The sequence below is a fragment of the Rhizobium zaerense genome (genome assembly GCF_051810725.1).
In the GTDB taxonomy this organism is placed as follows: Bacteria; Pseudomonadota; Alphaproteobacteria; order Rhizobiales; family Rhizobiaceae; genus Rhizobium; species Rhizobium leguminosarum_I.
Map to the genome: position 1 here is coordinate 1,352,867 of NZ_CM132690.1, position 26,966 is coordinate 1,379,832.

The 26,966-nt window shown below is 62.0% G+C and carries 26 protein-coding genes; 10 read left to right on the forward strand and 16 right to left on the reverse strand.

Annotation, left to right across the window (positions count from 1 at the left end):
* Positions 1-8 precede the first annotated feature (8 nt).
* From ACS4RR_RS06450 to ACS4RR_RS06480, 7 genes are all read left to right on the forward strand, one after another.
* The gene (locus tag ACS4RR_RS06450) at positions 9-1,697 is read left to right on the forward strand and encodes a methyl-accepting chemotaxis protein (protein ID WP_260109400.1); all 1,689 of its coding nucleotides are present in this window, start codon (positions 9-11) and stop codon (positions 1,695-1,697) included.
* Positions 1,694-2,176 carry a chemotaxis protein CheW gene (locus ACS4RR_RS06455; protein WP_456189863.1) on the forward strand — a complete coding sequence of 161 codons (483 nt, stop codon included), beginning with the start codon at positions 1,694-1,696 and terminating at the stop codon, positions 2,174-2,176. The genes ACS4RR_RS06450 and ACS4RR_RS06455 overlap by 4 nt, the downstream gene beginning before the upstream one ends.
* A 20-nt stretch (positions 2,177-2,196) precedes the next feature.
* Positions 2,197-3,063: a CheR family methyltransferase gene (locus tag ACS4RR_RS06460; RefSeq protein WP_456190135.1), complete on the forward strand. Its 867-nt coding sequence runs from the start codon at positions 2,197-2,199 to the stop codon at positions 3,061-3,063.
* A gap of 61 nt (positions 3,064-3,124) precedes the next feature.
* Positions 3,125-4,222 (forward strand): protein-glutamate methylesterase/protein-glutamine glutaminase, encoded by a 1,098-nt coding sequence (locus tag ACS4RR_RS06465; RefSeq protein ID WP_456189864.1) that lies wholly within the window; start codon positions 3,125-3,127, stop codon positions 4,220-4,222.
* Positions 4,223-4,423: 201 nt separating this feature from the next.
* On the forward strand, positions 4,424-5,224 hold the full coding sequence (locus ACS4RR_RS06470) for an inositol monophosphatase family protein (protein WP_017968155.1): 801 nt from the start codon (positions 4,424-4,426) through the stop codon (positions 5,222-5,224).
* Positions 5,225-5,335: 111 nt separating this feature from the next.
* A complete protein-coding gene (locus ACS4RR_RS06475) occupies positions 5,336-6,439 on the forward strand; it encodes a MotA/TolQ/ExbB proton channel family protein (protein ID WP_162117010.1) in 1,104 nt (367 codons plus the stop codon).
* 3 nt (positions 6,440-6,442) lie between these two features.
* A complete protein-coding gene (locus ACS4RR_RS06480; protein WP_017968153.1) occupies positions 6,443-7,474 on the forward strand; it encodes a peptidoglycan -binding protein in 1,032 nt (343 codons plus the stop codon).
* A gap of 110 nt (positions 7,475-7,584) precedes the next feature.
* Here ACS4RR_RS06480 and ACS4RR_RS06485 read toward each other — a convergent pair whose 3' ends face one another.
* The 5 genes from ACS4RR_RS06485 to ACS4RR_RS06505 form a co-directional block, all read right to left on the reverse strand.
* Positions 7,585-8,823: an RNA polymerase sigma factor gene (locus ACS4RR_RS06485; protein ID WP_456189865.1), complete on the reverse strand. Its 1,239-nt coding sequence runs from the start codon at positions 8,821-8,823 to the stop codon at positions 7,585-7,587.
* A 7-nt stretch (positions 8,824-8,830) separates the two neighbouring features.
* Positions 8,831-9,169: a YciI family protein gene (locus tag ACS4RR_RS06490; protein ID WP_222384593.1), complete on the reverse strand. Its 339-nt coding sequence runs from the start codon at positions 9,167-9,169 to the stop codon at positions 8,831-8,833.
* Between the two features lie 276 nt (positions 9,170-9,445).
* Positions 9,446-9,634: a YegP family protein gene (locus ACS4RR_RS06495; protein WP_017968150.1), complete on the reverse strand. Its 189-nt coding sequence runs from the start codon at positions 9,632-9,634 to the stop codon at positions 9,446-9,448.
* Positions 9,635-9,808: 174 nt separating this feature from the next.
* Positions 9,809-10,801, reverse strand: a complete 993-nt coding sequence (locus tag ACS4RR_RS06500) for a Bug family tripartite tricarboxylate transporter substrate binding protein (RefSeq protein WP_017968149.1) — start codon at positions 10,799-10,801, stop codon at positions 9,809-9,811.
* Positions 10,802-10,943: 142 nt separating this feature from the next.
* The gene (locus ACS4RR_RS06505) at positions 10,944-12,746 is read right to left on the reverse strand and encodes an ABC transporter transmembrane domain-containing protein (protein ID WP_017968148.1); all 1,803 of its coding nucleotides are present in this window, start codon (positions 12,744-12,746) and stop codon (positions 10,944-10,946) included.
* Positions 12,747-12,939: 193 nt separating this feature from the next.
* Here ACS4RR_RS06505 and rpmE point away from each other — a divergent pair, with 193 nt between their 5' ends.
* Positions 12,940-13,161, forward strand: coding sequence for a 50S ribosomal protein L31 (rpmE, locus tag ACS4RR_RS06510; RefSeq protein ID WP_003542805.1), 222 nt, complete (start codon positions 12,940-12,942; stop codon positions 13,159-13,161).
* Positions 13,162-13,349: 188 nt separating this feature from the next.
* Here rpmE and rcdA read toward each other — a convergent pair whose 3' ends face one another.
* The 3 genes from rcdA to ACS4RR_RS06525 all read right to left on the reverse strand — a co-directional run bounded on the left by rcdA (position 13,350) and on the right by ACS4RR_RS06525 (position 15,937).
* Positions 13,350-13,865 (reverse strand): protease adaptor protein RcdA, encoded by a 516-nt coding sequence (rcdA, locus tag ACS4RR_RS06515; protein ID WP_003542804.1) that lies wholly within the window; start codon positions 13,863-13,865, stop codon positions 13,350-13,352.
* Between the two features lie 390 nt (positions 13,866-14,255).
* On the reverse strand, positions 14,256-14,447 hold the full coding sequence (locus ACS4RR_RS06520) for a DUF1192 domain-containing protein (RefSeq protein WP_222280434.1): 192 nt from the start codon (positions 14,445-14,447) through the stop codon (positions 14,256-14,258).
* Between the two features lie 191 nt (positions 14,448-14,638).
* Positions 14,639-15,937, reverse strand: coding sequence for an MFS transporter (locus ACS4RR_RS06525; RefSeq protein ID WP_017968146.1), 1,299 nt, complete (start codon positions 15,935-15,937; stop codon positions 14,639-14,641).
* Between the two features lie 172 nt (positions 15,938-16,109).
* Between ACS4RR_RS06525 and ACS4RR_RS06530 the strand changes: the two genes are divergently transcribed.
* The gene (locus tag ACS4RR_RS06530; protein WP_003542801.1) at positions 16,110-16,274 is read left to right on the forward strand and encodes a hypothetical protein; all 165 of its coding nucleotides are present in this window, start codon (positions 16,110-16,112) and stop codon (positions 16,272-16,274) included.
* A gap of 47 nt (positions 16,275-16,321) precedes the next feature.
* Here ACS4RR_RS06530 and ACS4RR_RS06535 read toward each other — a convergent pair whose 3' ends face one another.
* The 8 genes from ACS4RR_RS06535 to tkt all read right to left on the reverse strand — a co-directional run bounded on the left by ACS4RR_RS06535 (position 16,322) and on the right by tkt (position 26,352).
* Positions 16,322-17,245 carry a PhzF family protein gene (locus ACS4RR_RS06535; RefSeq protein ID WP_456189866.1) on the reverse strand — a complete coding sequence of 308 codons (924 nt, stop codon included), beginning with the start codon at positions 17,243-17,245 and terminating at the stop codon, positions 16,322-16,324.
* Between the two features lie 150 nt (positions 17,246-17,395).
* The gene (locus ACS4RR_RS06540; protein ID WP_260109394.1) at positions 17,396-18,421 is read right to left on the reverse strand and encodes a class I fructose-bisphosphate aldolase; all 1,026 of its coding nucleotides are present in this window, start codon (positions 18,419-18,421) and stop codon (positions 17,396-17,398) included.
* 224 nt (positions 18,422-18,645) lie between these two features.
* On the reverse strand, positions 18,646-19,848 hold the full coding sequence (locus tag ACS4RR_RS06545) for a phosphoglycerate kinase (RefSeq protein ID WP_026154568.1): 1,203 nt from the start codon (positions 19,846-19,848) through the stop codon (positions 18,646-18,648).
* A gap of 70 nt (positions 19,849-19,918) precedes the next feature.
* Positions 19,919-21,793 carry a potassium/proton antiporter gene (locus tag ACS4RR_RS06550; protein ID WP_026154567.1) on the reverse strand — a complete coding sequence of 625 codons (1,875 nt, stop codon included), beginning with the start codon at positions 21,791-21,793 and terminating at the stop codon, positions 19,919-19,921.
* A gap of 487 nt (positions 21,794-22,280) precedes the next feature.
* On the reverse strand, positions 22,281-22,460 hold the full coding sequence (locus ACS4RR_RS06555; RefSeq protein ID WP_162119434.1) for a hypothetical protein: 180 nt from the start codon (positions 22,458-22,460) through the stop codon (positions 22,281-22,283).
* 258 nt (positions 22,461-22,718) lie between these two features.
* Positions 22,719-23,036, reverse strand: a complete 318-nt coding sequence (locus ACS4RR_RS06560; RefSeq protein ID WP_017968139.1) for a hypothetical protein — start codon at positions 23,034-23,036, stop codon at positions 22,719-22,721.
* 250 nt (positions 23,037-23,286) lie between these two features.
* Positions 23,287-24,297, reverse strand: a complete 1,011-nt coding sequence (gap, locus tag ACS4RR_RS06565; protein WP_024323244.1) for a type I glyceraldehyde-3-phosphate dehydrogenase — start codon at positions 24,295-24,297, stop codon at positions 23,287-23,289.
* An 81-nt stretch (positions 24,298-24,378) separates the two neighbouring features.
* Entirely contained in the window at positions 24,379-26,352 is a 1,974-nt protein-coding gene (gene tkt, locus ACS4RR_RS06570) for a transketolase (RefSeq protein WP_456189867.1), read from the reverse strand.
* Positions 26,353-26,685: 333 nt separating this feature from the next.
* On the opposite strand from tkt, the gene ACS4RR_RS06575 reads away from it, so the two are divergent.
* The gene (locus tag ACS4RR_RS06575; protein ID WP_012758879.1) at positions 26,686-26,961 is read left to right on the forward strand and encodes a DUF4164 domain-containing protein; all 276 of its coding nucleotides are present in this window, start codon (positions 26,686-26,688) and stop codon (positions 26,959-26,961) included.
* Positions 26,962-26,966 lie beyond the last annotated feature (5 nt).

The window sequence follows — 26,966 nt, forward strand, 5'->3', positions numbered from 1 at the left end:
TTAGACCGATGCGATTGACAATCAAGACAAAATTGGTGACCGCGTTCACCTTCATCATCCTCATGCTCATGGGCACCGCTGCCTACGGAATCGTCAGCCTTGGATCGCTGAACGACACGATTGGCAATCTCCTCGCCGGTCCGGCAGCCCGCCTCGACCTCGCCCAGCAAATCAACATTGCCCAGCTCGAGGCCATCCGCCAGCAGAAGAACCTGCTCACCGCCCGCACTGCCGACGAAACCGCGGCTGCGATCGCCAAGGGCAATCAGGCCCGCAAGGACTTTACCGATGCCTTCGGCCAGGTGCTGGCGCTGGCAACGGACGAAGGCAAGGCGCGCTGGGCGCGCATCGCCGAACTTTCCAAGACCTTCAATGCGGCTGACGATCAGATCCGCGACTATGTGAAGGCCGGCAATGCCGAAGGCGCAAATACGATTTCCGTGACGGCTGCGCGGGCCGCTGCCAACGATATCGACTCGACGCTTGGCGAAATCCTGGCACTTGAAAAGCAGCGCATGAAGGCTGCCGACGACGGCGCCGAGGCACAGTACACGACGACGCGCACAATGATGGTTGCCGTCGCCGCTGTCGCTCTGCTGGTCGCCGCCATTACCGCTTTCTGGATCGCCAGCACGATCAGCAAAGGCCTCAGCCGGGCCAACACCGTGGTTCGCGAAGTGTCGGAAGGCGATCTGACGAAAATGGCCGACATCACCAGCCGCGACGAAATCGGCGAGCTTCTCAGTAACGTGAACACGATGATCGAACGCTTGCGCGGCGTCGTCGCCGACGCACTGTCGGCCGCCGACAATGTCTCATCCGGCAGCCAGGAACTTTCGGCGAGTTCGGAACAGGTATCACAGGGCGCAACCGAACAGGCCGCTTCGGCCGAGGAGGCTTCTGCCTCGATGGAGCAGATGGCCGCCAACATCAAGCAGAACGCCGATAATGCGGCCCAGACCGAAAAGATCGCCCGCCAGTCGGCCAAGGACGCGGAGATGAGCGGTGAAGCGGTGACCCGCGCTGTCGACGCCATGCGGACGATCGCCCAGAAGATCGGCATCGTCCAGGAGATTGCCCGCCAGACGGATCTGCTGGCCTTGAACGCCGCCGTCGAAGCCGCGCGTGCCGGCGAACACGGCAAGGGTTTTGCGGTGGTCGCCTCCGAGGTACGCAAGCTTGCCGAACGCAGTCAGTCGGCCGCTGCCGAAATCAGCGCGATGTCGAGCGACACGGTCAAAGCTGCCGCCGATGCCGGCGACATGCTCGGCCGGCTGGTGCCCGACATTCGCAAGACGGCGGAACTGGTCTCCGAGATCAGTGCGGCCTGCCGCGAACAGGATATCGGCGCCTCGCAGATCAACGAGGCGATCCAGCAGCTCGACAAGGTGACACAGCAGAATGCCGGTGCTTCCGAGCAGATGTCGGCAACCTCCGAGGAACTCGCCTCCCAGGCCGAAGAGCTGCAGACGTCGATTGCCTTCTTCAAGGTCGATACGGCAGGCCATCGCCAGCATCGCGTGCCGGCCGCCAAGGTCACGGTCCGCAGCGCGGCTCCCGCCGGCCGCAAGCCTATCTCCAAGAAGCCGGCTGCCAATAGCGTCGCCGGCCAGCAGGCGCGGGCGAAAGGCTTCGCTCTCGATCTCTCCATGGGCGGTCCCGATGACGGGGACGCCGAATTCAAGGAAAGCGCATGATCATGGCCACGACATCTCTGGAAGCGCAGTTCGTGACCTTCAGCCTCGGCGAGGAGATTTTCGCCGTACCGGTTGAGGTGGTGCGGGAAATCCTCGACTATGCGGAAGCTTTCAAGATTCCGAATGGTCTCGACTATCTGCTCGGCCTGCGCGACGTGCGCGGGCAGGGCGTGCCGACAATCGATCTTCGATTGAAGCTCGGCATGACGAAGACCGTGCCGACGCCGCACACGCGGGTGCTCGTCCTCGACGTGCCAATGGAAAGCCGGCTCCTGACCCTTGGCCTCGTTGCCGACCGCGTCTTCGAGGTCACGCCATTCCGGCGCGAGCAGATCGAGGCTGCGCCTGATATCGGCGTGCGTTGGCGCTCGGACTATATCGCCGGCGTCGTTCGTCGTGAAAACGGCTTCGTCGTCGTCATCGATCTCGCACGGTTGCTGTCGCGCGAGGACGCCTCGGCACTGCAATCAGCGGCCTGACCCGCGCATCAACTCGGAGTATTGCGTTCTATGAGCATGGCGCAGCGGTGGAAACCCAATTGCCGGGCGACCGGATCAGCAAGCGCAATTTCGATAAGCTTGCCCGGTTCATCTACGATTATAGCGGCATCAAGATGCCGTCGACCAAGCTGACGATGCTTGAAGGGCGGCTGAGGCGCCGCCTTCGCGCAACCAACCATGCGACCTTCGACGATTATTGCGACTTCCTCTTCAATCATGACGGCCTCGACCAGGAAACCGTCTACCTGATCGACGTGGTGACGACGAACAAGACCGACTTCTTCCGCGAAGCCAAACATTTCGACTATCTGCAGACGGTCGCGCTGCCAACGATCGCCAATAGTGGCGTTCGGACCATCCGCACCTGGAGTTCGGCCTGCTCGACGGGAGCCGAGCCCTATACGATGGCGATGGTGTTGGCGGAATTCGCTGAAAGCCGCAATAACGTCTCCTACAGCGTGCTGGCCACCGACCTTTCCACCGATGTGCTGCAGACGGCGCGCCGGGGCATCTATCCGGAAGATCTTATCGCGCCGGTGCCGTGCAACCTGCAGCGCAAATATGTGCTGACGGCCAAGCAGCCGGGTCGGCGGGAGGTGCGCATCACGCCGAAACTGCGCAGCAAAGTCGGCTTTGCCCGCATGAACCTGATGGACGAGAAATACCCGATCGGCGAGTTGATGAACGTCATCTTCTGCCGCAACGTGCTAATCTACTTCGACAAGCAGACTCAGGCCGGCGTGCTCAACCGCCTCTGTGCCTGCCTGGCGACGGGCGGCTACATGTTCATCGGCCATTCCGAATCGATCACCGGCTTCGATCTGCCGTTGAAACAGGTCTCGAATACGGTGTTTCAGCGTATCTAAAGCGCATCGCGTCATCCCAAAACCGCTGCGCACTTCTGGACGGCATGCATCAGGGGCATTCATGGCTAAGAAAATCCGCGTCCTTATCATCGACGATTCCGCGAGCATCCGCCAGACGCTGACCCATGTGCTGGAGCAGGATCCCGATATCGAGATCATGGCGGTCGCATCCGATCCCTTCATGGCGGCGCGGAAGCTGCAGGAAGAGATCCCGGATGTCATTACGCTCGATGTGGAGATGCCGCGCATGGATGGCATCACCTTCCTGCGCAAGCTGATGGCGCAGCGGCCGATCCCCGTCGTGATGTGCTCGTCACTGACGGAGGCGGGATCGGAAACGCTGCTCCAGGCACTGGAGGCAGGCGCCGTCGACGTCATCCTGAAATCGAAGATCGGCGCCGCCGACAGCCTTTCCGACGACGCGATGCGCATTCGCGAAGTCGTCAAGAGCGCCTCGCATGCACGGCTTTCCAACGTCCGCCGCGCCGCCGGAACTATCCGCTCCGCTTCGGCGGAGGGGCCGGCCAAAAAACTGACGGCGGATGTGATGCTGCCGCCACCGACGGGGCGGGCCATGGCGAAGACGACGGAGATGGTCGTCTGCGTCGGCGCCTCCACCGGCGGCACCGAAGCACTGCGCGAGTTCCTGGAGGAACTGCCGGCCAATGCGCCTGGCATGGTGATCGTCCAGCATATGCCGGAGAAATTCACCGCCGCCTTCGCCAAGCGGCTGAACGGGCTCTGTGAGGTAGAGGTCAAGGAAGCCGGCGATGGCGATCCGGTGCTGCGCGGTCATGTGCTGATCGCGCCCGGTGACAAACATATGCTGCTCGAGCGCCAGGGTGCGCGCTACTATGTGAGTGTGAAGACCGGGCCGCTGGTGTCGCGCCACCGGCCTTCGGTCGACGTGCTCTTCCGCTCGGCGGCGCGCTCGGCCGGCTCGAACGCCATGGGGATCATCATGACCGGCATGGGCGATGACGGCGCGCGCGGCATGCTGGAAATGCATCAGGCCGGCGCCTACACGGTGGCGCAGGACGAGGCGGGTTCCGTTGTTTTCGGCATGCCGAAGGAGGCGATCGCCAAGGGCGGTGTCGACCGAATCCTGCCGCTCGATCAGATCGCTCGCGAAGTGCTGATGACACAGCAGAAGTTCTGAGATCGATTTCGACGAAACGGAGCATAGCCGCCGGTTTCCGGCACCGCAGGGCAGCCATGCGTGGCTCCCCTTGAAATTTCCGCGATTTTGTGGTCTTGAGGCCGCCAATCAATGCAGCGCTGCATGTCTTGCATGTTCAGGGACACTTCCCGCCCCTGGCAGCGCGCGCACCTCGTATCAGTCCCAAGGAAAAATGCGCCGATGGCTCGTTCAGCTCTTCTCAATGTCATGGTTCAGGCTGCCCTCAAGGCAGGAAAGTCGCTGGGGCGTGATTTCGGCGAAGTGCAGAACCTGCAGGTTTCCGTGAAGGGACCGGGCGACTTCGTTTCCACCGCCGACCGCAAGGCCGAAAAGATCGTCAGGGAAGAGCTGCTCAAGGCGCGTCCGACCTATGGCTTCCTCGGCGAGGAAAGCGAAGAGATCAAGGGCACGGACGGAGCGCATCGCTGGATCGTCGACCCGCTCGACGGCACGACGAACTTCTTGCATGGCATCCCGGCCTTCGCTGTCTCGATCGCGCTCGAACGCAACGGGGAGATCGTTGCCGCCGTCATCTTCAATCCGGCGACCGACGAGCTCTATACCGCCGAGCGCGGCGGCGGCGCCTTCCTCAACGATCGGCGCCTTCGCGTTGCCGCGCGCCGGGCGCTGTCGGATTGCGTCATCGGCTGCGGCGTGCCGGCGCTCGGCAAGCGCAATCACGGCAAGTTCCTGGTCGAGCTTCGCCACGTGATGGGCGAAGTGGCGGGCATCCGCCGCCTGGGTTCGCCGACGCTCGATCTTGCCTATGTTGCTGCCGGGCGATTCGACGGCTTCTGGGAAGCGGAGCTTGCGCCGTGGGACATGGCAGCCGGCATCCTGCTCATCCGCGAAGCCGGCGGTTTCGCCACCGACTGGGACGGTGGCGCAACGATGCTGGAGAGTGGCACGATCGTCGCCGGCAACGAGATCATCCACAAGGCGCTGATCGAAGTCGTCAAGCGGCCGGTTCCCGCCAAGTGACCGAACGAAAATCTGGCTGTTGTAAAGTCACGGTTTTCGCCCCGGCATACTTCAATTCGGCACAATGTTGCTCTAGTCTCCGCCAGCAGTGACTCCGGAGGCAGCGACCCTATGGAAAATGTGAATGTGGCGGAGATCGGCTCCACCGAAAAGACGGCGGGCACTTATGCCTACAGGCTTTCGAGCCCAATGCCCTTCCTCTGGACGATGCTGCTTTTCCTCGTCATCGTCGGGTTTATCGCCGCCATCCTCTTCCGGCAAACGCAGACCGCCTTCATGCACAATCCGGGCCTCAACGGGTTGATCGTCGGCGTTCTCGCGGTCGGAATCATCCTTGTTTTCAATCATGTACTGGCACTTCGCCCCGAGGTGCGCTGGTTCAATTCGTTCCGCGCCGCGGGCAGTGCCGACAAGGTCAACCGCAATCCGCGGCTGCTTGCGCCAATGCGGGCACTGCTTGGCAGCCGCAAGTCCTCATTGGCGCTGTCGACGACGGCGCTGCGCTCGATCCTCGATTCCATTGCCACCCGCCTCGACGAATCGCGCGATGTTTCACGCTACCTGATCGGCCTCTTGGTCTTTCTCGGCCTGCTCGGCACCTTCTGGGGCCTCATTGGCACGATCGGTTCGATCAGCGTCGTCATCCAGTCGCTCGATGCCGGCTCGAACGGCACGGGGGACGTGCTCTCGGCGCTGAAGGAAGGGCTTTCCACGCCGCTTTCGGGCATGGGCCAGGCCTTCTCCTCCTCGCTGCTCGGCCTTTCAGGTTCGCTCATTCTCGGCTTCCTCGACCTGCAGGCAGGCCGCGCGCAAAACCGCTTCTACATGGAGCTGGAAAACTGGCTGTCCTCGGTCACGGATGTCGGCTCCGATCTTGCCCCGGCTCTCGACGCCGTTTCCGGTGCTTCCTCGGACGACATGCGCGCGCTCTCCGATTATTTGCGCAAGGTCGCCGAAGAGGGGGGCGCCGGCAGCCAACGTTCCGTCGCCGCTATGGCGAGCCTTGCCGAAGGTATTCAGGGCCTCGTCAAGAACATGCGCAACGAGCAGCAGATGCTGCGCGACTGGATCGAGGCACAGCAGGACGAGGCGAAGGCGATGCGTCGCACGCTCGATCGGCTTGCCGAACGCATCGGCGTCCAGGAGCGCGGAGGGGAGAGGGGCGAGCGCATGCGCGACCGCGCCAGCCATGCGGAAAAGAGCGAGGGCAAGTAGGCCATGGCTCTTGCCCGCAACCGGCGCCGCGAACGCACGGTGGATTACTGGCCGGGTTTCGTCGACGCGCTGTCGACGCTGCTCATCTCGATCATGTTCCTGCTGACGGTCTTCGTCGTCGGGCAGTTCATCCTCAGCCGCGAGATCACCGGACGCGATGAGGTGCTCAATCGCCTCAACAGCCAGATCAACGAGCTGACGCAGCTTCTCGCGCTCGAAAAGGGCAGCAACCAGGATCTCCAGGACTCGGTCGCCAACCTGCAGGCGTCGCTTGCCAGTGCCGAAGGCGACCGTTCGCGGCTGCAGGCGCTGCTGAATGCCGGTTCGGGCGGCCAGGATGCGGCGCAGAAGCGGATCGGCTCGATGACGCAGGAGCTTGACGAGCAGAAGCAGGTGAGCGAACGGGCGCTCAGTCAGGTCGAACTGCTGAACCAGCAGATCTCAGCGCTTCGCAGCCAGATTGCCGCCGTCGAAGCAGCCCTTCAGGCGTCGGAGGAGAAAGACCGGGTCTCGCAGACCAAGATCGCCGATCTTGGCAGCCGCCTCAACGTAGCGCTCGCCGCACGGGTGCAGGAGTTGAACCGCTACCGTTCCGACTTCTTCGGCCGTCTGCGCGAGATCCTCTCGGATCGCGAGAATATCCGCATCGTCGGCGACCGGTTCGTCTTCCAGTCGGAAGTGCTGTTTCCCTCGGGTGGTGCCGATCTCAACCCGCAGGGGCAGACCGAGATGGCCAAGCTTGCCGCCGCCCTTCTCGATCTCGCCAAGGAAATCCCGCCGGAGATCAACTGGGTGCTGCGCGTCGACGGGCATACCGACAATGTGCCGCTTGCCGGAACGGGCCGCTATCGCGACAATTGGGAGCTCTCCTCGGCGCGCGCGATTTCGGTCGTCAAGTTCCTGATCGCACAGGGCGTGCCGGCCGATCGGCTGGTTGCCGCCGGCTTCGGCGAGTTCCAGCCAATCGCGCCGGGCGATACGCCGGATGCGCGCTCTACCAACCGCCGCATCGAGCTGAAGCTGACCGAGAAGTGATTACAGCGCCGTGCGTCTTTGAAGACGCGCAAACGACGCTATAACACTTTGAAAGACTGCATAATTCCTCAAATCGATTCCGATTTAAGGAATTATGCAGTGGGCTGCCATTACCGCTGGACGGTCTTTAACCGGCCGGCGAGAAAGTTGCGTACGGCGGGGCTGTCGCTGAGGCCGATCGCCGTCATATAGGCGTCGGCCGCGGCGGCCTTGTCGCCGGCTTGCGCCTGAAGATAGGCACGCACGGCCCAGTAAGGCTGATAGGCTGCGACGTCGCGCCGATCGAGCTTGTCGAGCTGCTCCAGCCCGGCAGCGGCGCTCGAGGCCCTGCCGATTACAGCAGCCTGGCTGACGCGTGCACCCAGCGTCGGCTTCATCATCACCAGCGCCGCGTAGAGCGTCGTCAACGCCTGCCAGTCAGTCGTTCCTGACAACCGGCGCGCCGCATGCACGGACTGGATTGCAGCCTGGCACTGGAAGGGGCCGAAACGGTCGAAGTTTCCGGCTTTGCGCAGCAGCGCATCCGCCTCTGCAATCATGATCGCGTTCCACGCGGCCGTATCCTGCTCGTCCAGCGGCACATATTGGCCGTTGCTGTCGCGCCGGGTGCTGCGGCGGGCTTGGCAGTGAAGCATCAGCGAGAGGAGGCCTATCGCCTCCGGTTCGTCCGGCAGCACCGCCAGGAGCGCACGGCCGAGCCAGATCGCCTCGCCGGCCAGCGAATGGCGTTCGTTCTCCCCGTCGAGCCCGTCCCATCCGAGACCGTAGGCGGCGTAGATCGCCGAAAGCACGGCGGCGAGCCGCCCGGGCAAGTCGGGGCGAGGCGGGACGGCGAAGGGAATGCCGGCGTCGCGGATCTTTGCCTTTGCGCGCACCAGCCGCTGGCTCATTGCCTCTGGTGCGACGACGAAGGACCGCGCGATGGTCTTTGCCTCGATGCCGAGAACGGTCTGCAACATCAACGCCGTATGCACGGAGCTGTCGATGGCGGGATGGGTGCAGGCGAAGAGCAGCTTCAGCCGCTCATCGGGAAAGACGGCGTTGCCGGCGTCGTTCATGCGTTCCTCCGCTTCCTCGAAGGCGACCGATATCGTCGTTTGCGCATTGGCCTCGACGGTGCGGTGGCGGGCCGCCTGCATGAGGTTGCGGCGGGCGGCCACCAGCAGCCAGGCTTCCGGATTGCCGGGAACACCGCGCTCCGGCCAGACGCGAAGCGCCGAAGCCAGCGCTTCCGACAACGCATCCTCTGCCGCCGGCACGTCGCGCGACCGGGCGGCGAGGAAGGCGATCAGCTTGCCGTAGGACTGACGCGCCACCTTTTCGGCAACGCGTCCGGCATCGGGCGGCATTGCCGCCTCACATCTGCAGGCGCGGGCGCACCTCGACCGAACCCTTGTCAGAGATCGGGACGCGGGTCGCCCATTCGAGCGCGGTATCGATATCGGGAACATCGATCAGATAGAAGCCGCCGAGCTGTTCCTTGCCTTCCGGATAAGGCCCGTCCTGAACATCGTGTTCCTCGCCTTTGCGGCGCACGATCGTGCCGGTCTCCGGGCCAGTCAGCCCGGCGCCACCGGTCATGATCCCCGCCTGCACAAGCGCCTTGCTGTAGGCGACCCAGCCGTCGCGATAGACGGGATCGCCGCGGCGGGCGAAATCTTCGGCGGCTTCGCGAATGATGAGAGCATATTGCATGGAGAACTCCTGATCTCGTTGTTGCGTTGATCCAGGCATGCCGGCCGGATTCTCCATCCGAAACCTCCTGCCCGGCGGAGCGGCCCGGCTTTCGGGATATCCGTTCCGTGACAATGAGACGCGGCCACCCGTCGTTTCGACATGGCCTCATAAAAAATATGCAAAAAGAGAAATGGCGCAGAAAGTCGGAAGCAAGCGTCCGGGCTCAAGGGCGCCGGCGCTGCTCAAGGGCGCGAAAGGGCAGGGCGGCAGTTCAGGCCGCCGCTGCCGGTCTGCTCAGGACTCGGCCTTCGTCTGGTCGACTACCTCGGCGCTTGGCGTGTTCTTCTTGATGGATTCGATGGCACTCATGGCGGACGCCTTCGCCTTGTAGCCCTCGGACGAGAACATGGCCTCCCCGTTCGATGCCTTGAAGCGGAACCGGAACTCGCCGGCCTTATCCTTATAGACTTCGAATTTATACATAGATGTCTCCCGAAATCCCAAATCGCTGAATTGCAACCATCAGCTTAGCGGAGGCTAGATCAAAATGGCGAGCTTTTCCACTGCCTTAATAAGAATTGGGTTGCCAAGCGTCCAATTGCCACCGTTTCCATTGCACGCAAGTGAAGGAGGGATGCCGGTACATGCTCTTTCACATTACTCCATCTGGATATTCGCGCCTTTGACGACCGGCCCCCATTTGGCGAGTTCGGCCTTTACATGGGCAGCCAGTTCGTCCGGCGTCGAGCCGACGATGGTGGCGCTGAATTCTTTCATGCGTTCAGCGACGGCAGGGTCGGCAAGCGCCTTCTTAGCCGAGGCGTTGAGACGCGTTACCACCTCATTCGGTGTCTTGGCCGGCGCGAAAAGCGCATTCCAAGTATAGGTCTCGTAACCTGGAATGCCCGACTCGGCGACAGTCGGCACGTCGGGGAAGGAGGGTGCACGCTCGGCCGTGGTCACCGCCAGCGCCCGCAGGGTGCCAGCCTTGATGTGGCTCGACGAGGAGGGCAAATTGTCGAACATGATTGGCACCTGGTTGCCGATGACGTCGTTCAATGCCGGACCGGCGCCCTTATAGGGTATGTGCTGCATGCTGACACCGGCCATGGATTTGAAGAGTTCTCCGGAAAGATGCAACGGCGTGCCGTTGCCCGATGAGGCGTAGCTGTATTTGTCGGGCTCGGCCTTCAGCAGGGCGATCAGCTCCTGCACGGTCTTTGCCGGCAGTTCCGGATTGACGACCAGCACGTTCGGCACGACGACGAGCAGCGAGACCGGCGCAAAATCCTTTTCGGCGTCATAGGGCGTCGATTTCAGGATGAGCGGATTGAGGGCGTGGGTCGCGACCGTGCCCATCAGGATGGTGTAGCCGTCCGGTTCGGCGCGGGCGACGTTACCGGCGCCGAGATTGCCGCCGGCGCCGGCGACGTTCTGGACGATCACTTGCTGGCCAAGATCCTCCGACATCTTCTGCGCAACGATGCGAGCGACGACATCGGTTGAGCCGCCGGCCGCGAAGGGTACGACCATGGTGATCGTGCGATCGGGAAAATCCGCAGCAGCGGCAGACGCGCCGACGGCAAAGGCCGCAAGCACAGCGAAACCGAGCGCAAGGCCCGTACGTCGCGTTATATCGGAAAGCGCCATTCCTATCTCCTCCCAAGGATTTCAGCCGCAATATCCCCACCCCGGGGAATGAAGAGGTTAGGGCGGGACGCGCGAAAGACAACCGCGGAGATGTGCGGCGGGTTCAGACTTTAGTCGCTGTCGGCCGGAGAAGTAGCGCCGGCTATTTCGCCGCGGCGAGCACATCCTCATTGGCGGCGTCGAATTGCAGCCGCGCCAGCCGCGCATAGAGGCCGCCATGGCGGATCAGGCTCTGATGCGTGCCCTCCTCGACGACGCGGCCCTGATCCATGACGAGGATGCGGTCGGCCTTCAGCACGGTCGCCAGGCGATGGGCGATGACGAGCGTCGTGCGGCCGTCCACCAGGCCGTCGAGCGCCTTCTGCACCAGCGTCTCGCTTTCCGCGTCAAGCGCGGAGGTTGCCTCGTCGAGCAGCAGCACCGGCGCGTTCTTCAGGATGGCACGGGCAATGGCGATGCGCTGGCGCTGGCCGCCGGAGAGCATGATGCCGCGTTCGCCAACCTCGGTCTCGTAGCCCCTGTCCAGCCGAGCGATGAATTCGTCGGCCTGCGCGGCAAGGGCTGCAGCGCGGACCTCGTCACGCGAGGCGCCGGGACGGCCGAAGGCGATGTTGTCATGGATCGAGGCGGCAAAGATGGTGACATCCTGCGGCACGATGGCGATGCGCTGGCGCAGCTCGTCGGGCGTCGTCAGCTGCGCATCGACACCGTCGATCCTCACGCTGCCCTGCTGCGGATCGTAAAAGCGCAGCAGCAGCGAAAAGACGGTGCTCTTGCCGGCACCGGAAGGGCCGACAATGGCGACCGTCTCGCCTGGCGCGACGGCGAAGCTTAAGCCATGTAGCGCCGATTTGCCGGGGCGCGAGGGATAGGCGAAGTGCACGCCTGAAAATTCGACGCGGCCGCGGCTGGGCGAAGGAAGCGGCTCAGGGCTGGCGGGGGCTGTGATCGGCGAGACCTCGTCGAGAAGCTCGGTCAGCCGGTCTGCGGCACCGGCTGCCTGCGAAAGTTCGCCCCAGACCTCCGACAGCGCGCCCAGCGAACCGGCGGAGATGACGGCATAAAGCAGGAACTGGCCGAGCGTGCCGGCCGACAGCGTGCCGGCGAGCACGCTGTGGGCGCCGACCCAGAGCACGGCGACGACGCTGCCGAAGATCAGCGTGATGGCGATCCCCGTCAGCAACGCGCGCGAGCGGATGGCGGCGCGGGCGGCCTCGTAGGCGGATTCGACGGCAGTGCCGTAACGCGTCGCTGCGGCATCTTCGCCGTTGAAGGCCTGAACCGTGCGGGTCGCGGCGATCGTCTCGTTGGCGAAGGCGGAGGCATCGGCGAGCGTATCCTGGGCGGCGCGCGAACGTTTGCGCACCGAGCGGCCGAAGGCGACGAGCGGGAAGACAATCAGCGGGATCGCTCCGATGACGAGGCTCGAAAGCTTCGGCGAGGTGACGATCATCATGCCCATGGCGCCGATACAGAGGATGAGGTTCCTGAGCGCTACAGAGGCAGTGGCGCCGACGGCGGACTTGATCTGCGTGGTATCGGCGGTCAGCCGCGAGACGATCTCGCCGGACTGGTTGACATCGAAGAAGGAGGGCGACAGCCTCGTCACATGGGAAAAGACATCGCGGCGAAGATCGGCGACGATGCGCTCGCCAATGGTGATGACGAAATAATAGCGCAGCGCGCTGGCGACCGCGAGCACGATGGCCATGACCATCAGCATGGCGAAGTAACTGTTGATGAAGCGACCATCCGACTGGGTGAAGCCGTGATCGATCATGCGACGCACGGCGAGCGGCAGCGCCAACGAAGTGACGGCGGCAAGCGCCAGCGACATCAGCGCACCGGCCACCATGGCGCGATAACGCATGACGTAGGGCGTCAGCCTGCCGAGCGGCCGCAGCGATCGTCTTTTGTTTTCCTCAGCCCGTGCCTGCTCTGCCAAATCGTCTCCGATCGCCCGCAGGACCCGCGCAATGCGGCCTGTAGGCTCTTGTTATCTAGGCGTCCTTCATGTATAGGCACCGCATCCTAATGGGAAGCCGTAGCCATCACGACTGCGGCTTCATTTATTCAATCGGTTCGGTGGCTGCAACTGCATGCGGCAATTTGAACTCCGGTATCGCAGGAAGATTGTTATGAAGGCAGGCATCCATCCCGAATATCACATGATCAAGGTGGTCATGACCGATGGCACCGAATACGAAACCCGCTCGACCTGGGGTTCGGAGGGCGCTGTCATGAACCTTGAAATCGATTCCAAGTCGCATCCGGCCTGGACCGGCGGCAACCAGCAGCTCATGGACCGCGGTGGCCGCGTCTCCAAGTTCAACAAGCGTTTCGGCGGCCTCGGCCTCTAATCGCTTCTGCTCGACGGAATTCGAAGAGAGCCCGGTTACGCCGGGCTTTTTTGCGTTCGCAATGCCCTACTGCGCCACGCGTCTTTTCAGACGCGCAAAGGACGCTCCAGGGATGCCGGTGTTCAGAGGCAAACAAAAAACCGGCCGCGTAAGACGCAGCCGGTCTGTCTTCGAAGCTGCAGATCCGGTCAGTTGTTGCCGAAGGCGGTCTGCAGCAGGGAAAGCTGAGCCTGGACGCTGTTCTGATTATCATGAACGATCACGGCTTCGGACGGGCGGTAGATCTCGCGGTCGAGCAGGGCAATGCGGTTCTGCAGACGCAGTGAGCGCTCGACGAGGTCGCGGAAGGATTCCGGCAGGTCGCCCCAGCCGGGCGCAGCGCGGTCGACGTTGAAGCCGTCGAGACGGACCTTGTTCTTTTCGGCCAGTACCTGGTCGCGGGACATTTCGCCATTGTTGACGGCGCGCTGCAGCAGCAGCCAGGAGGCCATCTGCATGAGGCGGGTGGTGAGACGCATCGATTCCGCGGCGTAAAGGACCGAGGCCATCCGCGGCAGAACCTTGGAGGCGGCGCGGCCCTGGCCGTCGAGGTAGGCGGCAGTCTCTTCGACCAGCGACATGCCTTCCGCGTAAAGTGCTTTGAACTGCGAGGATGCAGCGGCGCGGCCTGCAAAACTGATCGTGTTCAATCCAACTTCCGACATCGCAATAGTCCCTGTTTGCACGCAGCTACATATATTCAGGTAACGCCGGCACCGACGGAAAAGTTTCCGGGCCCCGTCTTTATGACTTTAAGATGGTATCATTAGCTCAAATGCGCAAGCCGTTTCTTAAGAAAGGGTTAATCTCCACAGTTTCGTGGAAGTGCGCCGGCCATAGGAAAAAGAAGAGCCGCAGACGCGGCTCTCAAGGTAAAACAGGGAGAAAAATCAGACCAATTCACCGCTTGGAAAATTGTCTGAGATCCAGAGAAAATCCGGATGAATATAGTAATACCTTATAAAGCTTAATATTTTATTAACATTGTGCTGAATTAAGACTTGAGGCGGTCCGTTTTATCCACCTATAACCTTGTTTTTCGGAGTTTTGGCGGGTTACGAGCGGAAGAAGCTTTCCGCCGCGCGCCGCCCGGAGGCCTTGCGAGTGGCCTCAGCCTCGAGACGGGCGATCTCCGTCTTCAGCAATTCCACCCGCGCCTTCAATTCGTCGACCGAAAGCATAGAGAGATCGGCGCCGATCTCATGGGCGACCTTCTTCTGCGGCCGGTCGTCATCGATGAAGCTCATGGGTTCGTCCTCCGTTGGCTGCATATAGCTTGTTACGCAACTCCCGGCAAAATCGCTTCGCAGTTTTGCTGGAATTGCTCCGGAGCATGATGCCGAAAAGTGTGATCGGCTTTCGGACGACATCACGCTCTCACTACATAATGTAGAACAGGATCCAGATTTTAGGCCGACCCGGCCTAAATCATCCTTTTCTAGCCGAACTTTACAGCAGGATCGTCGCTTTCGGGAGACTTTCCGGTTTCCGGAGGTTTGCTGGTGCCGCGGTCGGCAAGCGACATGCTTTGCGGTGTCAGCATCGGCGAGGTGCCGGTCGGGATCGTCGTGTAGGCGTCGCGGTCGCTGGCGGGGATCGCAGCGCGGATGCGGCTTCGGATGATGGCGTAAACGGTGATCAGCACATGGGCGATGGCGGTGACGAGGAAAAGCGCATGCGGGGTGATCGCCGACATGACGGGACCGCTGATCGTCGGGCCGATCACCGTGCCGATGCCGTAGAGCAGCAGCAGGCCGCCGGAGACCTTGACGAAGTCCTCCGACGCCGCGAAGTCGTTCGCGTGGGCGACGGCGATCGGATAGAGCGTATTCGCCACTGCGCCGTAAAGGACAACGAGCCCGATCAGAAAGGCGGGGGACGTGGGGTGAAGCAGAAAGATCAGCAGGCCGGCAAGGGCGGCGATCCCCGACATGGCGGCGAGCACGTAGCGCCGGTCGATGCGATCGGAAAGCCGGCCGGCGGGCAGCTGCATCACTGCGCCGGCGAAGATGGTGGAGCTCATCATGACGGCGATACTGGTGTCGGAAAGGCCGGCGCCGGCACCGAAAACGGCGCCGAGCGTGCCGTAGGCACCGTTAGCGATACCGACGAGCAGGATGCCGAGGCAGGAGACCGGCGAGTTGCGATAGAGCGCCGGCAGGTCGAGGCGCACTGCCTTCAGCGGCTGCGGCGAAGCGGCGGTCGACAGCGTCGTCGGCAGCATGGCGATGCAATAGAAGATGCCGCAGATCATGAACAGCACCGGCGTGCGCACATCCTCGAGCGGGATCATCATCTGGCCGCCGACGACGCCGAGCAGTGTGATGCCGATATAGAGCGAGAAGATCGCGCCGCGGCTCTCGTTGCTGGCGCGCTCGTTCAGCCAGCTTTCGATGATCATCGACGTGCCGGCGGTGGAGAAGCCGGTGACGGCGCGCAGAACCACCCACCAGACCGGATGAATGATGATGCCGCTGACCAGCGCGATGATGGCGATGATCGAGATGAAGCCTGAAAAGGCACGCACATGGCCGACGCGGCGCACGATCTTCGGCGCAACCAGGCAGCCGATGACGAAGCCACCGGCCCATGAGGTGCCGAGCAGGCCGAGCGTCGTCGTTGCGTAGCCTTCGAGATTGCCGCGCACAGGAAGCAGGATGCCCTGCAGGCCGTTGCCCATGAAAAGGAAGAGCGTGCCAAAGAGCAGCGCGGCGACGGACAGCAGATTTCTCTTCATTTCCCCAGACTCGGTCTTAGCGATTTGCAATGAGATAAGGCAGGACCTGCTTCAGCCCAGCCTCAAGATGATTGATTGTGCCCCGGAATGTCTTTACGGCGTGTCGAGATCCTCTTGTTCGCGCGGAAAAATGTCCGTCCTGTGACATTCCGAAAAACGGAAAAAATAAAGCATGACAAAGCTGATAGCCTTGCTGCTCATCCTTGCCATGGCGATACAGGTGATCAAACCGCTCGGCCTTCCCGGCCTCAGGCGGCGGATGGATTTCTGGAAGCTCGCGCTGATCGCTTTCGCCGTCTGGGCAGTGGCTCTGCTTTCGCGCGATTTCCTGATGTAGCCCCTGGATTACATATAACCCAGGGGCGACGACCCGATCCGGGATCGTCAGTCTTGCAAGCTAATTTCTCCGCGCATGACGGAAACGCAGCCTCCCGAGATGACCACATCGGTGACGATGCCGTCGGATTTCACGACATCAAGAGTGATGACGCTGCGGCGGCCCATTTCGACGCCCTGTTCAATGGCGATGCGGACGTTGATATCGACCTCGGGCGCAAGCGAGACGAGATAGGCGCCAAGCGCAGCTGACGCGCTGCCGGTTGCCGGATCTTCGGGCACGTTGTCGAGGGGCGCGAACATGCGGGCGCAGATCTTCCATGGATTTTCGGCTGTTCGCACATAAAGGAAGAGCGAGAAGTCGTGGCCGCTGGTCGTCTGGCGGCCGGCAGCTGCCTGAAACCCGGCAAGGTTCGGGCGGGTAGCGGCCAGCGCTTCGAGCCCGTTCAGTTCCGCGACGGCGAAGTTCAGGCCGACCGAGGCAAAGACCGGGGCATGGGTGGTGCTGACGATGACGCCGGGGTCGAGTGAGACGCAGCCGGCGACGGTTTCCTCGGCGATGGTATCGCCGATCGTCAGCGGCTGCGGCGCGCGGATGGAGGCAGCAGTAACCTTTCCGCCGCTGCGTTTCAGGTTGACCTCGACAATGCCGGCCTTTTCCTCGAAGCGCAGCGTATCGCCGACCGGCTTGCCGAAGATCTCCGCCTGCTGGCCGAGCACATAGGCCGTGCCGACGTTCGGGTGGCCGGCGAAAGGTATTTCCATCGTCGGGGTGAAGATGCGCACGCGGGCGGAATTCTGAGCGTCTTCCGGCGGCAGGACGAATGTGACTTCGGAATAGTTGAACTCGGTGGCGATCTTTTGCATCGCCGCGTCGCTCAGACCGCGCGCATCGGAAATGACGGCAAGCGGATTGCCCTCGAAGCGGGTGGAGGTGAAGACATCGACGGTGACATAGGAGAGGGTGTTCATGGCGGCTCCTGTTGTGACAGGGCGCTATGAGTAATCACGGTTTTTCGCGGAACGAAGCAGTTTCTTGTCGCCGTGACAATGAGGGGAAAGGAAAGGGCTGAGGGCAGGAAGCTGCGTTTGCCGCTCCCTGCCTATCTCGAACGTGAAAAGTCACGCGGCCTTTTCCAGGTCCTTCTTCCAGTTGCCCTTGGCGGCGAGGCTGTTCATCTCGGCGCGGTGGGTGAATTCGCGCTGGCCGGCGGCGACATTTTCCTGCTTGCCGTTCCAGGCCTTGAGCGCGCTGTCCTGCAGGGCGCGACCGTAGGAGAAGGTGACGAACCAGGGCAGGTGGCCGATGGCATTGATCGCCGAAAGGTGGGCTGTCGCTTCTTCGGTCGTCTGGCCGCCGGAGAGGAAGGCGATACCGGGAACGGCAGGCGGAACGGTCGCCTTCAGCACCTTGACGGTGCGTTCGGCAACTTCCGCGACCGAGGCCTTGCGAGCGTTCTTGCCGTCGATCACCATGTTCGGCTTGAGGATCATACCTTCGAGATTGACGCGGGCGTCGGCGAGTTCCTCGAAAACGATGCGCAGCGTGAACTCGGTCACTTCGGCGCAGCGGTCGATATTGTGGTCACCCGGCTTGCCGTCCATCAGGCATTCCGGCTCGACGATCGGAACGATCCCGGCCTCCTGGCAGAGTGCGGCATAACGAGCAAGCGCCTGAGCGTTGGCGCGGACGGAACCGCGGGTCGGCAAGGTCGGCGAGATGGCGATGACGCCGCGCCACTTGGCGAAGCGGGCGCCTGCTTCATAATATCTGGCAAGGCGTTCGCCGAGACCGTCGAGGCCTTCGGTGATGGTTTCATCGGGATATTTAGCCATCGGCTTGGCGCCGGTATCGACCTTGATGCCGGGAATGGCGCCGGCGGCGCGGATGATATCGACGAAGGGCGTGCCGTCCGCAGCCTTCTGGAACAGCGTCTCTTCGAAGAGGATGACGCCGGAGATATATTTCTTCATCGCTTCGTCGGAGCGGAAGAGCATTTCGCGGTAGTCGCGCCGGCTCGTTTCGGTCGATTCGAGATTGATCGCGTCGAAACGCTTCTTGATGGTGGAGGTCGATTCATCGGCGGCGAGCAGTCCCCGGCCGCCCGTAACCATCTGCACTGCAATGTCTTCCAGTCGTTCGCTCATTTCGTTCTCTCCACAACAATAAACATCGGCACTTCAGGAATATAGAATGCGGATAACAGAAGTTTATAGGGAGGAAAATGCAAGGCTAAGTCATTGAAACGATTGAATTCAATTCAATCGTTTGAAAGTTGGGATTTTTTTCGTCCTCTGAGCAAAAGACCGCGGAAGCTTCTTTTCTTCCGCGGTCTATCCACATGTAAAATCTGCGCAATCAGTCTTGGTGCCTATTTAGCAGCGTTGAGGACGGCGACGCCGGGAAGCTCTTTGCCTTCCATCCACTCAAGGAAGGCGCCGCCGGCGGTCGAGACATAGGTGAAACCGTCGGCAACGCCGGCATGGTTGAGCGCGGAGACGGTATCGCCGCCGCCGGCAACGGAGGTGAGCTTGCCGGCTACCGTGCGCCCAGCGGCATATTTCGCAGCAGCGACGGTTGCAGCATCGAAGGGTTCGATCTCGAAGGCACCGAGCGGACCGTTCCAGACCAGGGTTGCGGCGCGCTCGATCCAGGCGTTGATGGCCTCGACGGACTTCGGGCCGACATCGAGCACCATGGCATCGGCGGGAATGGCGTTGATATCGACCGTCTCGTTGGCGGCGCCCGCCTTGAACTCGCGGGCGATCACGCCATCCTCCGGCAGGATGATGGCGCAGCCGGCAGTGGCGGCCTCGATCATGATCTGCTTGGCGGTTTCGGCGAGATCATGTTCGCAGAGCGACTTGCCGACGTTGGTGCCGCGGGCGGCGATGAAGGTATTGGCCATGCCGCCGCCGATGACGAGCGCATCGACCTTCTTCACGAGGTTCATCAGCAGGTCGATCTTGGTGGAGACCTTGGCGCCGCCGACGATCGCAACGACAGGGCGAGCCGGATCGCCGAGGCCCTTTTCCAGCGCCTCCAGCTCGGCCTGCATGGTGCGGCCGGCATAGGCCGGCAGGTGGTGGGCAAGCCCCTCGGTCGAGGCATGGGCGCGGTGGGCGGCCGAGAAGGCATCGTTGACATAGATGTCGCCGTTGGCGGCAAGTGCCTTGGTGAAGTCGGGGTCGTTCTTTTCCTCGCCCTTGTGGAAGCGGGTGTTTTCCAGAAGCAGGATATCGCCGTCATTCATTGCGGCAACGGCGGCGGCGGCGGCCTCGCCGATGCAGTCGGAAGCCGTCAGCACGGCATGATCAAGCACTTCCTCGACGGAAGGGGCGATCAGCGACAGCGACAGCTCCGGCGAAGGGCCATCCTTCGGCCGGCCGAAATGGGCCAGCAGGATCACCTTGGCACCCTTTTCGGACAGTTCGAGGATCGTCGGCGCCACACGCTCGATGCGCGTCGTATCGGTAACCTTGCCGTCTTTCACCGGGACGTTGAGATCGACGCGGACGAGAACGCGCTTGCCGCTGAGGTCGGAAAGATCGTCGAGGGTCTTGAAAGAAGGCATGGGGAGGATCCTGTCGTGGTTGGCGAAAGTTGCGCCGAACATAGCAAGGATCATTCGAGACGCAAGGCGTTCAACGGCCGTTTTCGCGTGTGCCTTCGTCGCGTCCGGCTGGCGCTTTCGGCGTGCTTTCGGAGGCTGCGGTTTCCCGGTTCCGGCGTCCGTTCAGCCGGTCGCGGATGCGCTGGATGATGTCCTTGAGATTGATGAAGATCGGCAGCGTAATTGCTGGTTCGACCGCTTCGAGCGACATGCCGACGGAGGTGATGTGGTCGTGCTCGTCGAGATCGCGGACGATGAGGATAATCGAGCCGAGGCGGACGCGGTCGGCATAATCGGCCTTGCCGCCGAGGCGCTGCCGCATCAATTCGGCGATCGTCAGGCCTTTTTCGGATTCGTTGAGCAGGCCGGGGCCATAGGCGGCGTCGAGATCGGCGGCGGGGCGGGCGGGAGAGAGCGCGAAGGCGCCGAAGAATTCGGCATCGTCATCATCGACAGGCGCACGGCTAGCGAAAAGCCGGTCGAGCAGCCGGGAGTAGCTCGGCACGATGAAGAGGTAGACGAGATCGTTCTCGCGCAGCCGGCCGGCATATTGATAACGCATCGACTTGCCGTCGCGGATGACGAGCGAGGGCGTCGCCCAGCGCGGAATGCGCTCGCCGCGCAGCACCGGGCTATCCTTGATGACGCGATAGGAGAGCAATTCGTGGTGGGCTGCGCCCGGCAGGTCGACCTCAACCTTGTCGACAGCGCCGATGCGCGGCGGAATGATCAGCCCGAGCTTCTTGGCGACGGGCTTGATCGTCCAGCCCTGGACGAGCAGCGAGACCAGCACGATGATGAAGGCGGTGTTGAAATAGATCTGTCCGTTCTCAAGCCCACCGAGGATCGGCATGATGGCAAGCAGGATGGAAACGGCGCCGCGCAGGCCGACCCAGGCGACGAAGCCGATCTCCTGCTGCGTGTAATCGAAGGGAAGCAGCGACAGCCAGACCGCCAACGGCCGGGCGACGAAGATCAGGAAGAGGGCGAGCAGGATGGCCGGCACGATGATGACAGGGAATTGCGACGGCGTGGCGAGCAGGCCGAGCACCAGGAACATGATGATCTGCGCCAGCCATGTCATGCCGTCCTGGAAGCGTTTGATGGTGCCGATCGCCTGCATCTTGCGGTTTCCGGCGTAGATGCCGGCGACATAGACGGCGAGGAAGCCGCTGCCGCCGACTGCGCCGGTGAAGGAGAAGACGAGAAGGGCGAGCGCCAGCACGAAGATCGGCGTCAGGCCGCGATCGGTATCGAGCTTGCTGACGATCAGCACGATCATCATGCCTCCGAGCAGGCCGAGGATGACGCCGAGGCCCATCTGCTGCACGAACATGGCGAGCATGCCGATATTGATGCCGGCATAACGCTCGCCGCTTGCCAGCACCTCGACGAGGGCGATGGTGAGGAAGATCGCCATCGGGTCGTTGGTGCCGGATTCGACTTCCAGCGTCGAGCGCACCTTATCGCGGATATTGATGCCGCCGATGCGCAGCAGGAAAAAGACGGCGGCGGCATCCGTCGATGCGACGATCGAGCCGAGCAACAGGCCTTCAAGCCAAGTGAAATTCAAAAGCCACATGGCGGCCAAGGCAAAGAGCGAGGCGGTGATCAGCACACCGACCGAGGCGAGCGCCAGAGAGGGCACGGCGGCCAGCCGGAAGGCCTGCATCGGCGTGCCGAAGCCGGAATCGAAGAGGATCACGGCCAGCGCGATGGAGCCGAGAATATAGGCGAGATAATTGTTGCTGAACTCGATGCCGAGGCCATCGACGCCGGCAGCAAGGCCGATCATCAGGAAGAGCAGCAGCAGGGGAGCGCCGAAACGGAAGGCGAGCAGGCTCGAAAAAGCGGCAAGAAGCACGAGTGCCGTCGAAACCAGCACCACGATATAGAACGCTTCCATGCCCACCCCTTTCCATCGACTGCTTCGCGAACACAGCCGCCCCGGCCGATCCGCCTTTATTCAACCCCTCCGTCACGCGCGGCGATCCATCAGTAAACGGCAAAACGTCAGAGAAGGGTAGGCCTTGCGGCTTAACCTCGTCGCGATGCTGCATCATGCTGCTGAACGGCCGCCGGACGGCCAACCGACATGGAATGCTACGGGAGAAAGTCTCTATAAAGAATGTATAGGAAAATCAGGCGAGAGCAGGGCAAAAGAGACAGGCACGGATTTTTCCTGCCGGTATCTGCGAATGGCAAGAACATAAAACACGCTCCTCTTTTCACGCGGCCCGCTTGCCCTGTCCGGGAAGAATGGATTGCATGGGCGGGTGCGGAGAGCGGGGAAAATGAAGGCTGAGATATTTCGATATCGGGTGGAAGTGCCGGCCGCCCAGCGAGAGCAGCCGGCTATAGTTTTGCGCCAGAAGCGGCCGACCCTTGCTCTGCTATCCCAACACCGCCTGAAGTATGACGATCGCGAGAAACGAGAGGCCAATGAACGCGGCGACCCAGATGACCAGGCGATTGGCCCTTGCCAACACGGCAGGTCTGACGTCCCGCTTGGGGTGAAACCGCTGCCGCCGCTTGAGAGTGGTGTGGGACAAGCGCTTTTGTGCCTCTGCCATTTATCACCTCCCTTGGCTCACTAGCCATTGTGCAGCGCTGTGCATTTCCTCAATCTAGCACGCTTGGCCAGCGGATTGCCAACCCGTGATCATCCTTGCGGCCAAGGAATTCGTCGACGATGGTTTCGTGTAGAGACGCCTATCGAATTCGAACCCGAGTAGCGTCAGCACCGCCATCCTGTCCTGCGAACGGCGGCGTCATATCGAACCCGCCGCTTCGATATGACTTCGAAACCGGAAAAAGATGCGGATCGTCGATCAGTCTTCGACGGTATCGTCTTCGCCAGCGGTCAGATCCGCGACCGGGACGAGGAACACGACGAACTCGTCCTCGATGGTCCGTTCAGGATCATCGTCGAATTCATAGGCGTGCTCGACTTCGCTTGCTTCCTCGGTGGTCGCCTTGCGCAGGCTCAGGGCCGCTTTGCGGTCCCAAAGAGGCCTGCCTTCGGATTCCAGGACGGTCAGATCGTCGCGAAAGTCTTCCGCCTCGAAGAAATGCGTCGCTTCCTCGTGATTTTCCGAACGAAAACTGGCAACGGCACGGCCGGCGATTTCAACGGTAAAGTAATCCATCCATCTCTCTCATTTTCATCCGGGCGACAGTGTTGCCGCACGGTATTGGCATTCCGCACCTGGCCGGTGGCCGATGCGGCGTGAGGAAACTGGGCATTTTGGAATGTCCAGGGTGACGTATTCTAGCAGATCTCATCCGGGCAATGGATGAAAAGATACCAATGCGGGAAGGGCGGTTTCGTTCGGAGGCACGGCAACAAAAAGCGGCCCGGTTTCCCGGGCCGCTTGTATGTCGATGCCTCAAGAGCGCTCAGATGAGCTTGGCGAAAGCGACTGCCGTGTCGGACATGCGGCTGGAGAAGCCCCACTCGTTATCGTACCAGGACAGCACGCGCACGAAGTTGCCTTCCATGACCTTGGTCTGATCGGTTGCGAGGATCGAGGAGTGGCTGTCGTGGTTGAAGTCACGGGAGACGAGCGGCTCGTCGGTGTAGCCGAGGATACCCTTCAGCTTGCCGTTGGCAGCGGCCATGATGGCTTCGTTGATTTCACCAACGCTGGTCGCCTTCTTGGAGACGAACTTGAAGTCGACGACCGAAACGTTCGGTGTCGGAACGCGGATCGAGGTACCGTCGAGCTTGCCTTTCAGATGCGGCAGAACGAGGCCGACTGCCTTGGCTGCACCCGTCGAGGTCGGGATCATGGAAAGGGCGGCCGCGCGGGCGCGATACAGGTCCTTGTGCATCGTGTCGAGCGTCGGCTGGTCGCCGGTGTAGGAGTGGATGGTGGTCATGAAGCCGTGGTCGATGCCGACGGCGTCGTCGAGAACCTTCACGACCGGCACCAGGCAGTTGGTGGTGCAGGACGCGTTGGAGATGACCAAGTGCTCCTTGGTGAGCTGGTCATGATTGACGCCGAAGACGACCGTCAGGTCGGCACCATCGGCAGGCGCCGAGACGATGACGCGCTTGGCGCCGGCTGTCAGGTGAGCGGCAGCCTTGTCGCGGGCGGTGAAGATGCCGGTGCATTCCATGGCGATGTCGACGCCGAGTTCGCGGTGCGGAAGCGTTGCCGGATCCTTGATCGCCGTGACCTTGATCGGCTTGCCGTTGCCGACGATGATCGTGTCACCCTCGACCTTCACCGTCGCCGGGAAGCGGCCGTGGATCGAGTCGTAGCGCAGCAGGTGGGCGTTGGTTTCAACCGGGCCGAGATCGTTGATGGCGACGACTTCGATGTCGGTACGGCCGGATTCGACGATGGCGCGAAGGACGTTGCGGCCGATGCGGCCGAAACCGTTGATGGCAACCTTGACTGTCATGTTCATTCACTCCCGATAGAGTAGGGCCCGATAGCGAGGGCCTGGAATTGAGGAGATGGAGAGCGCCTCAAGGCGCCCTCATTAAAGCTTTGCTTCCGCGGCCGCAACGACGGCGTCGGCGGTGATGCCGAAATGCTTGTAAACTTCCTTGACCGGGCCGGAAGCGCCGAAGCTCTTCATGCCGATAAAGGTGCCTTCCGGTCCGATGAACGCATCCCAGCCTTCGCGAACAGCGGCTTCGACGGCGATCTTGACCGGCGAGTTGCCGAGGATTTCCTTGCGATAGGCTTCCGGCTGCTCGAAGAACAGTTCCGTGCAGGGAACCGATACGACGCGGACGGTGACGCCCTTGGCTTCGAGTGCCGTACGAGCCGCAACAGCGATTTCGACTTCGGAGCCGGAGGCAAAGATCGTCACCTTGGCGTCGGCATTGCCGGCGAGGACATAGGCACCCTGTTCGCACAGGTTCTTTTCGCTGTATTCGGTGCGGGCTGCGAGCAGGTTCTGACGCGTCAGAGCGAGGCCCGAGGGACGGTTATGCGTCTTGATGGCGATCTGCCAGCATTCCGCCGTTTCCGTGGCGTCGGCCGGACGGAAGACCATCAGGTTCGGGATGGCACGCAAACCGGCGAGCTGTTCGACGGGCTGGTGCGTCGGGCCATCTTCGCCGACGCCGATCGAGTCGTGCGTCAGGACGTGAATGACGCGGATGCCCATCAGCGAAGCAAGGCGGATCGGCGGGCGGCAATAATCCGAGAAGATCAGGAAGCCGCCGCTGTAGGGGATGAGGCCGCCATGCAGCGCAATGCCGTTCATGGCAGACGCCATGCCATGCTCGCGGATGCCCCAATGCATGTAACGACCGGCGAAATCCGTCGGGGTGATCGAATGCATCTGGCTGGTCTTGGTGTTGTTCGACGGCGTCAGGTCGGCGGAGCCGCCGAGTGTTTCCGGCAGGAAGCCGTTGATGACCTCGAGCGCGTCTTCCGAAGCCTTGCGGGTCGCAACCGTCGGCTTGGTCTCGGCGAGCTTCTTCTTGTATGCGCTGATTGCGGCGTCGAAGCCTTCCGGCAAATCGCCTGCCATGCGGCGGATGAACTCGGCCCTGGCCGGAGCCTTGGCGAGGCCATCTTCCCAGGACCCGACGAGGTCCACCGAGCGGGCGCCGGCCGCACGCCAGTTGTCAAGGACGACCGACGGGATGACGAAGGGTTCGGCTTCCCAGTTCAGCGCCTTGCGGGTGGCCGCGATTTCCTCGGCGCCGAGCGGGTTGCCGTGGACCTTGTGGGTGCCCTGCTTGTTCGGGGCGCCGAAGCCGATGGTCGTCTTGCAGGCGATGAAGGTCGGGCGGTCGGACTCATGGGCAGCTTCGATCGCGTCGGCGATAGCGGCCTGATCGTGACCGTCGATCTCGATGGTGTTCCAGTGTACTGCCTTGAAGCGGGCGATCTGGTCGGTGGAATCCGACAGCGAGACGGCGCCGTCGATGGTGATCGAGTTGTTGTCCCAGAACAGGATGAGCTTGTTCAGCTTCAGGTGGCCGGCGAGCGCGATGGCTTCATGGCTGATGCCCTCCATCAGGCAGCCGTCGCCGCAGATCGCATAGGTATAGTGATCCTGGAGATCGGAGCCGAACTCCTCGCGCAGCTTGCGTTCGGCAATCGCCATGCCGACGGAATTGGCAATACCCTGGCCGAGCGGTCCAGTCGTCGTTTCGATGCCGCTGGCATGACCGTATTCCGGATGGCCGGCGGTCTTTGAGCCGAGCTGGCGGAACTGCTTCAGATCTTCGATCGTCATGTCCGGATAGCCGGTCAGATACAGCACCGAATAGAGCAGCATCGAACCATGGCCGGCCGACAGCACGAAGCGATCGCGGTTCGGCCAGTGCGGCTTCTTCGGATCGAACTTCAGATATTTGGTGAACAGGACCGTCGCGACGTCAGCCATGCCCATCGGCATGCCCGGGTGGCCGGAGTTCGCCTTTTCAACGGCGTCCATGGCGAGAAAACGGATCGCATTCGCCATCCGGTCGTGTTGTTCGGGAGAGGTCATGGCTTTTCCGCAAGCTCCGGGTGTCGGGGGATGGCCTCGAGCCTCCAAGACCATCGAGTGAAAGCGGCAGAGACATAGCAGTTGGGACGGGCAAGTCAATAAATGGCAGGTCAAATCCGGGCGGGCAACGGCGATTTTTGACATTTGATCGCGCGATTGTACAAATGACGAATCTGATGTGACGAGCCTATGTAAAACGCTCATCCACAGGATAGGCCGGCGGACAGGTGACGGGATTTATTGACGGGCCGTCGGCGAGCTGCATATCCTTTTGAAATCGCAGGGTCGGCGCGGAGTGCCGATCTGCGGATCCTGCGCGGGAATCGGAAAGGCATGATGCCCACAGGCAAAACCATGGAAGCAGCGCTCAACGAGTTGAGACAGGCGATTTCGAGCCTCGAAAACGCCGTCGACATGCGCGTCGAGCGGCAGCGCGAGCAGGGCGAGATCGAAGGCGAGGTGCGGCGCGTGCACGCCGACCGTTCCCGGCTGGCGCAGGAGCTCGACCAGGCCGAATTCCGCGCCAACCGGCTGGAAGAGGTCAATCGCGAGGTATCGCGGCGGCTGGTGACGGCGATGGAAACGATCCGCGCGGTTCTGGATCGCTGATAGAA

Excerpts from the sequence above, each read along its gene's own strand:
- ACS4RR_RS06475 (WP_162117010.1), top strand. The coding sequence starts at position 5,336 with ATGGAAAATGTGAATGTGGCGGAGATCGGCTCCACCGAAAAGACGGCG.
- ACS4RR_RS06450 (WP_260109400.1), top strand. The coding sequence starts at position 9 with ATGCGATTGACAATCAAGACAAAATTGGTGACCGCGTTCACCTTCATC.
- ACS4RR_RS06575 (WP_012758879.1), top strand. The coding sequence starts at position 26,686 with ATGATGCCCACAGGCAAAACCATGGAAGCAGCGCTCAACGAGTTGAGA.
- ACS4RR_RS06470 (WP_017968155.1), top strand. The coding sequence starts at position 4,424 with ATGGCTCGTTCAGCTCTTCTCAATGTCATGGTTCAGGCTGCCCTCAAG.
- ACS4RR_RS06495 (WP_017968150.1), bottom strand. The coding sequence starts at position 9,634 with ATGTATAAATTCGAAGTCTATAAGGATAAGGCCGGCGAGTTCCGGTTC.
- rpmE (WP_003542805.1), top strand. The coding sequence starts at position 12,940 with ATGAAGGCAGGCATCCATCCCGAATATCACATGATCAAGGTGGTCATG.
- ACS4RR_RS06500 (WP_017968149.1), bottom strand. The coding sequence starts at position 10,801 with ATGGCGCTTTCCGATATAACGCGACGTACGGGCCTTGCGCTCGGTTTC.
- gap (WP_024323244.1), bottom strand. The coding sequence starts at position 24,297 with ATGACAGTCAAGGTTGCCATCAACGGTTTCGGCCGCATCGGCCGCAAC.
- ACS4RR_RS06555 (WP_162119434.1), bottom strand. The coding sequence starts at position 22,460 with ATGGCAGAGGCACAAAAGCGCTTGTCCCACACCACTCTCAAGCGGCGG.
- ACS4RR_RS06550 (WP_026154567.1), bottom strand. The coding sequence starts at position 21,793 with ATGGAAGCGTTCTATATCGTGGTGCTGGTTTCGACGGCACTCGTGCTT.
- tkt (WP_456189867.1), bottom strand. The coding sequence starts at position 26,352 with ATGACCTCTCCCGAACAACACGACCGGATGGCGAATGCGATCCGTTTT.
- ACS4RR_RS06560 (WP_017968139.1), bottom strand. The coding sequence starts at position 23,036 with ATGGATTACTTTACCGTTGAAATCGCCGGCCGTGCCGTTGCCAGTTTT.
- ACS4RR_RS06525 (WP_017968146.1), bottom strand. The coding sequence starts at position 15,937 with ATGAAGAGAAATCTGCTGTCCGTCGCCGCGCTGCTCTTTGGCACGCTC.
- ACS4RR_RS06480 (WP_017968153.1), top strand. The coding sequence starts at position 6,443 with ATGGCTCTTGCCCGCAACCGGCGCCGCGAACGCACGGTGGATTACTGG.
- ACS4RR_RS06530 (WP_003542801.1), top strand. The coding sequence starts at position 16,110 with ATGACAAAGCTGATAGCCTTGCTGCTCATCCTTGCCATGGCGATACAG.
- rcdA (WP_003542804.1), bottom strand. The coding sequence starts at position 13,865 with ATGTCGGAAGTTGGATTGAACACGATCAGTTTTGCAGGCCGCGCCGCT.
- ACS4RR_RS06485 (WP_456189865.1), bottom strand. The coding sequence starts at position 8,823 with ATGCCGCCCGATGCCGGACGCGTTGCCGAAAAGGTGGCGCGTCAGTCC.
- ACS4RR_RS06490 (WP_222384593.1), bottom strand. The coding sequence starts at position 9,169 with ATGCAATATGCTCTCATCATTCGCGAAGCCGCCGAAGATTTCGCCCGC.
- ACS4RR_RS06465 (WP_456189864.1), top strand. The coding sequence starts at position 3,125 with ATGGCTAAGAAAATCCGCGTCCTTATCATCGACGATTCCGCGAGCATC.
- ACS4RR_RS06455 (WP_456189863.1), top strand. The coding sequence starts at position 1,694 with ATGATCATGGCCACGACATCTCTGGAAGCGCAGTTCGTGACCTTCAGC.
- ACS4RR_RS06535 (WP_456189866.1), bottom strand. The coding sequence starts at position 17,245 with ATGAACACCCTCTCCTATGTCACCGTCGATGTCTTCACCTCCACCCGC.
- ACS4RR_RS06545 (WP_026154568.1), bottom strand. The coding sequence starts at position 19,848 with ATGCCTTCTTTCAAGACCCTCGACGATCTTTCCGACCTCAGCGGCAAG.
- ACS4RR_RS06540 (WP_260109394.1), bottom strand. The coding sequence starts at position 18,421 with ATGAGCGAACGACTGGAAGACATTGCAGTGCAGATGGTTACGGGCGGC.
- ACS4RR_RS06520 (WP_222280434.1), bottom strand. The coding sequence starts at position 14,447 with ATGAGCTTCATCGATGACGACCGGCCGCAGAAGAAGGTCGCCCATGAG.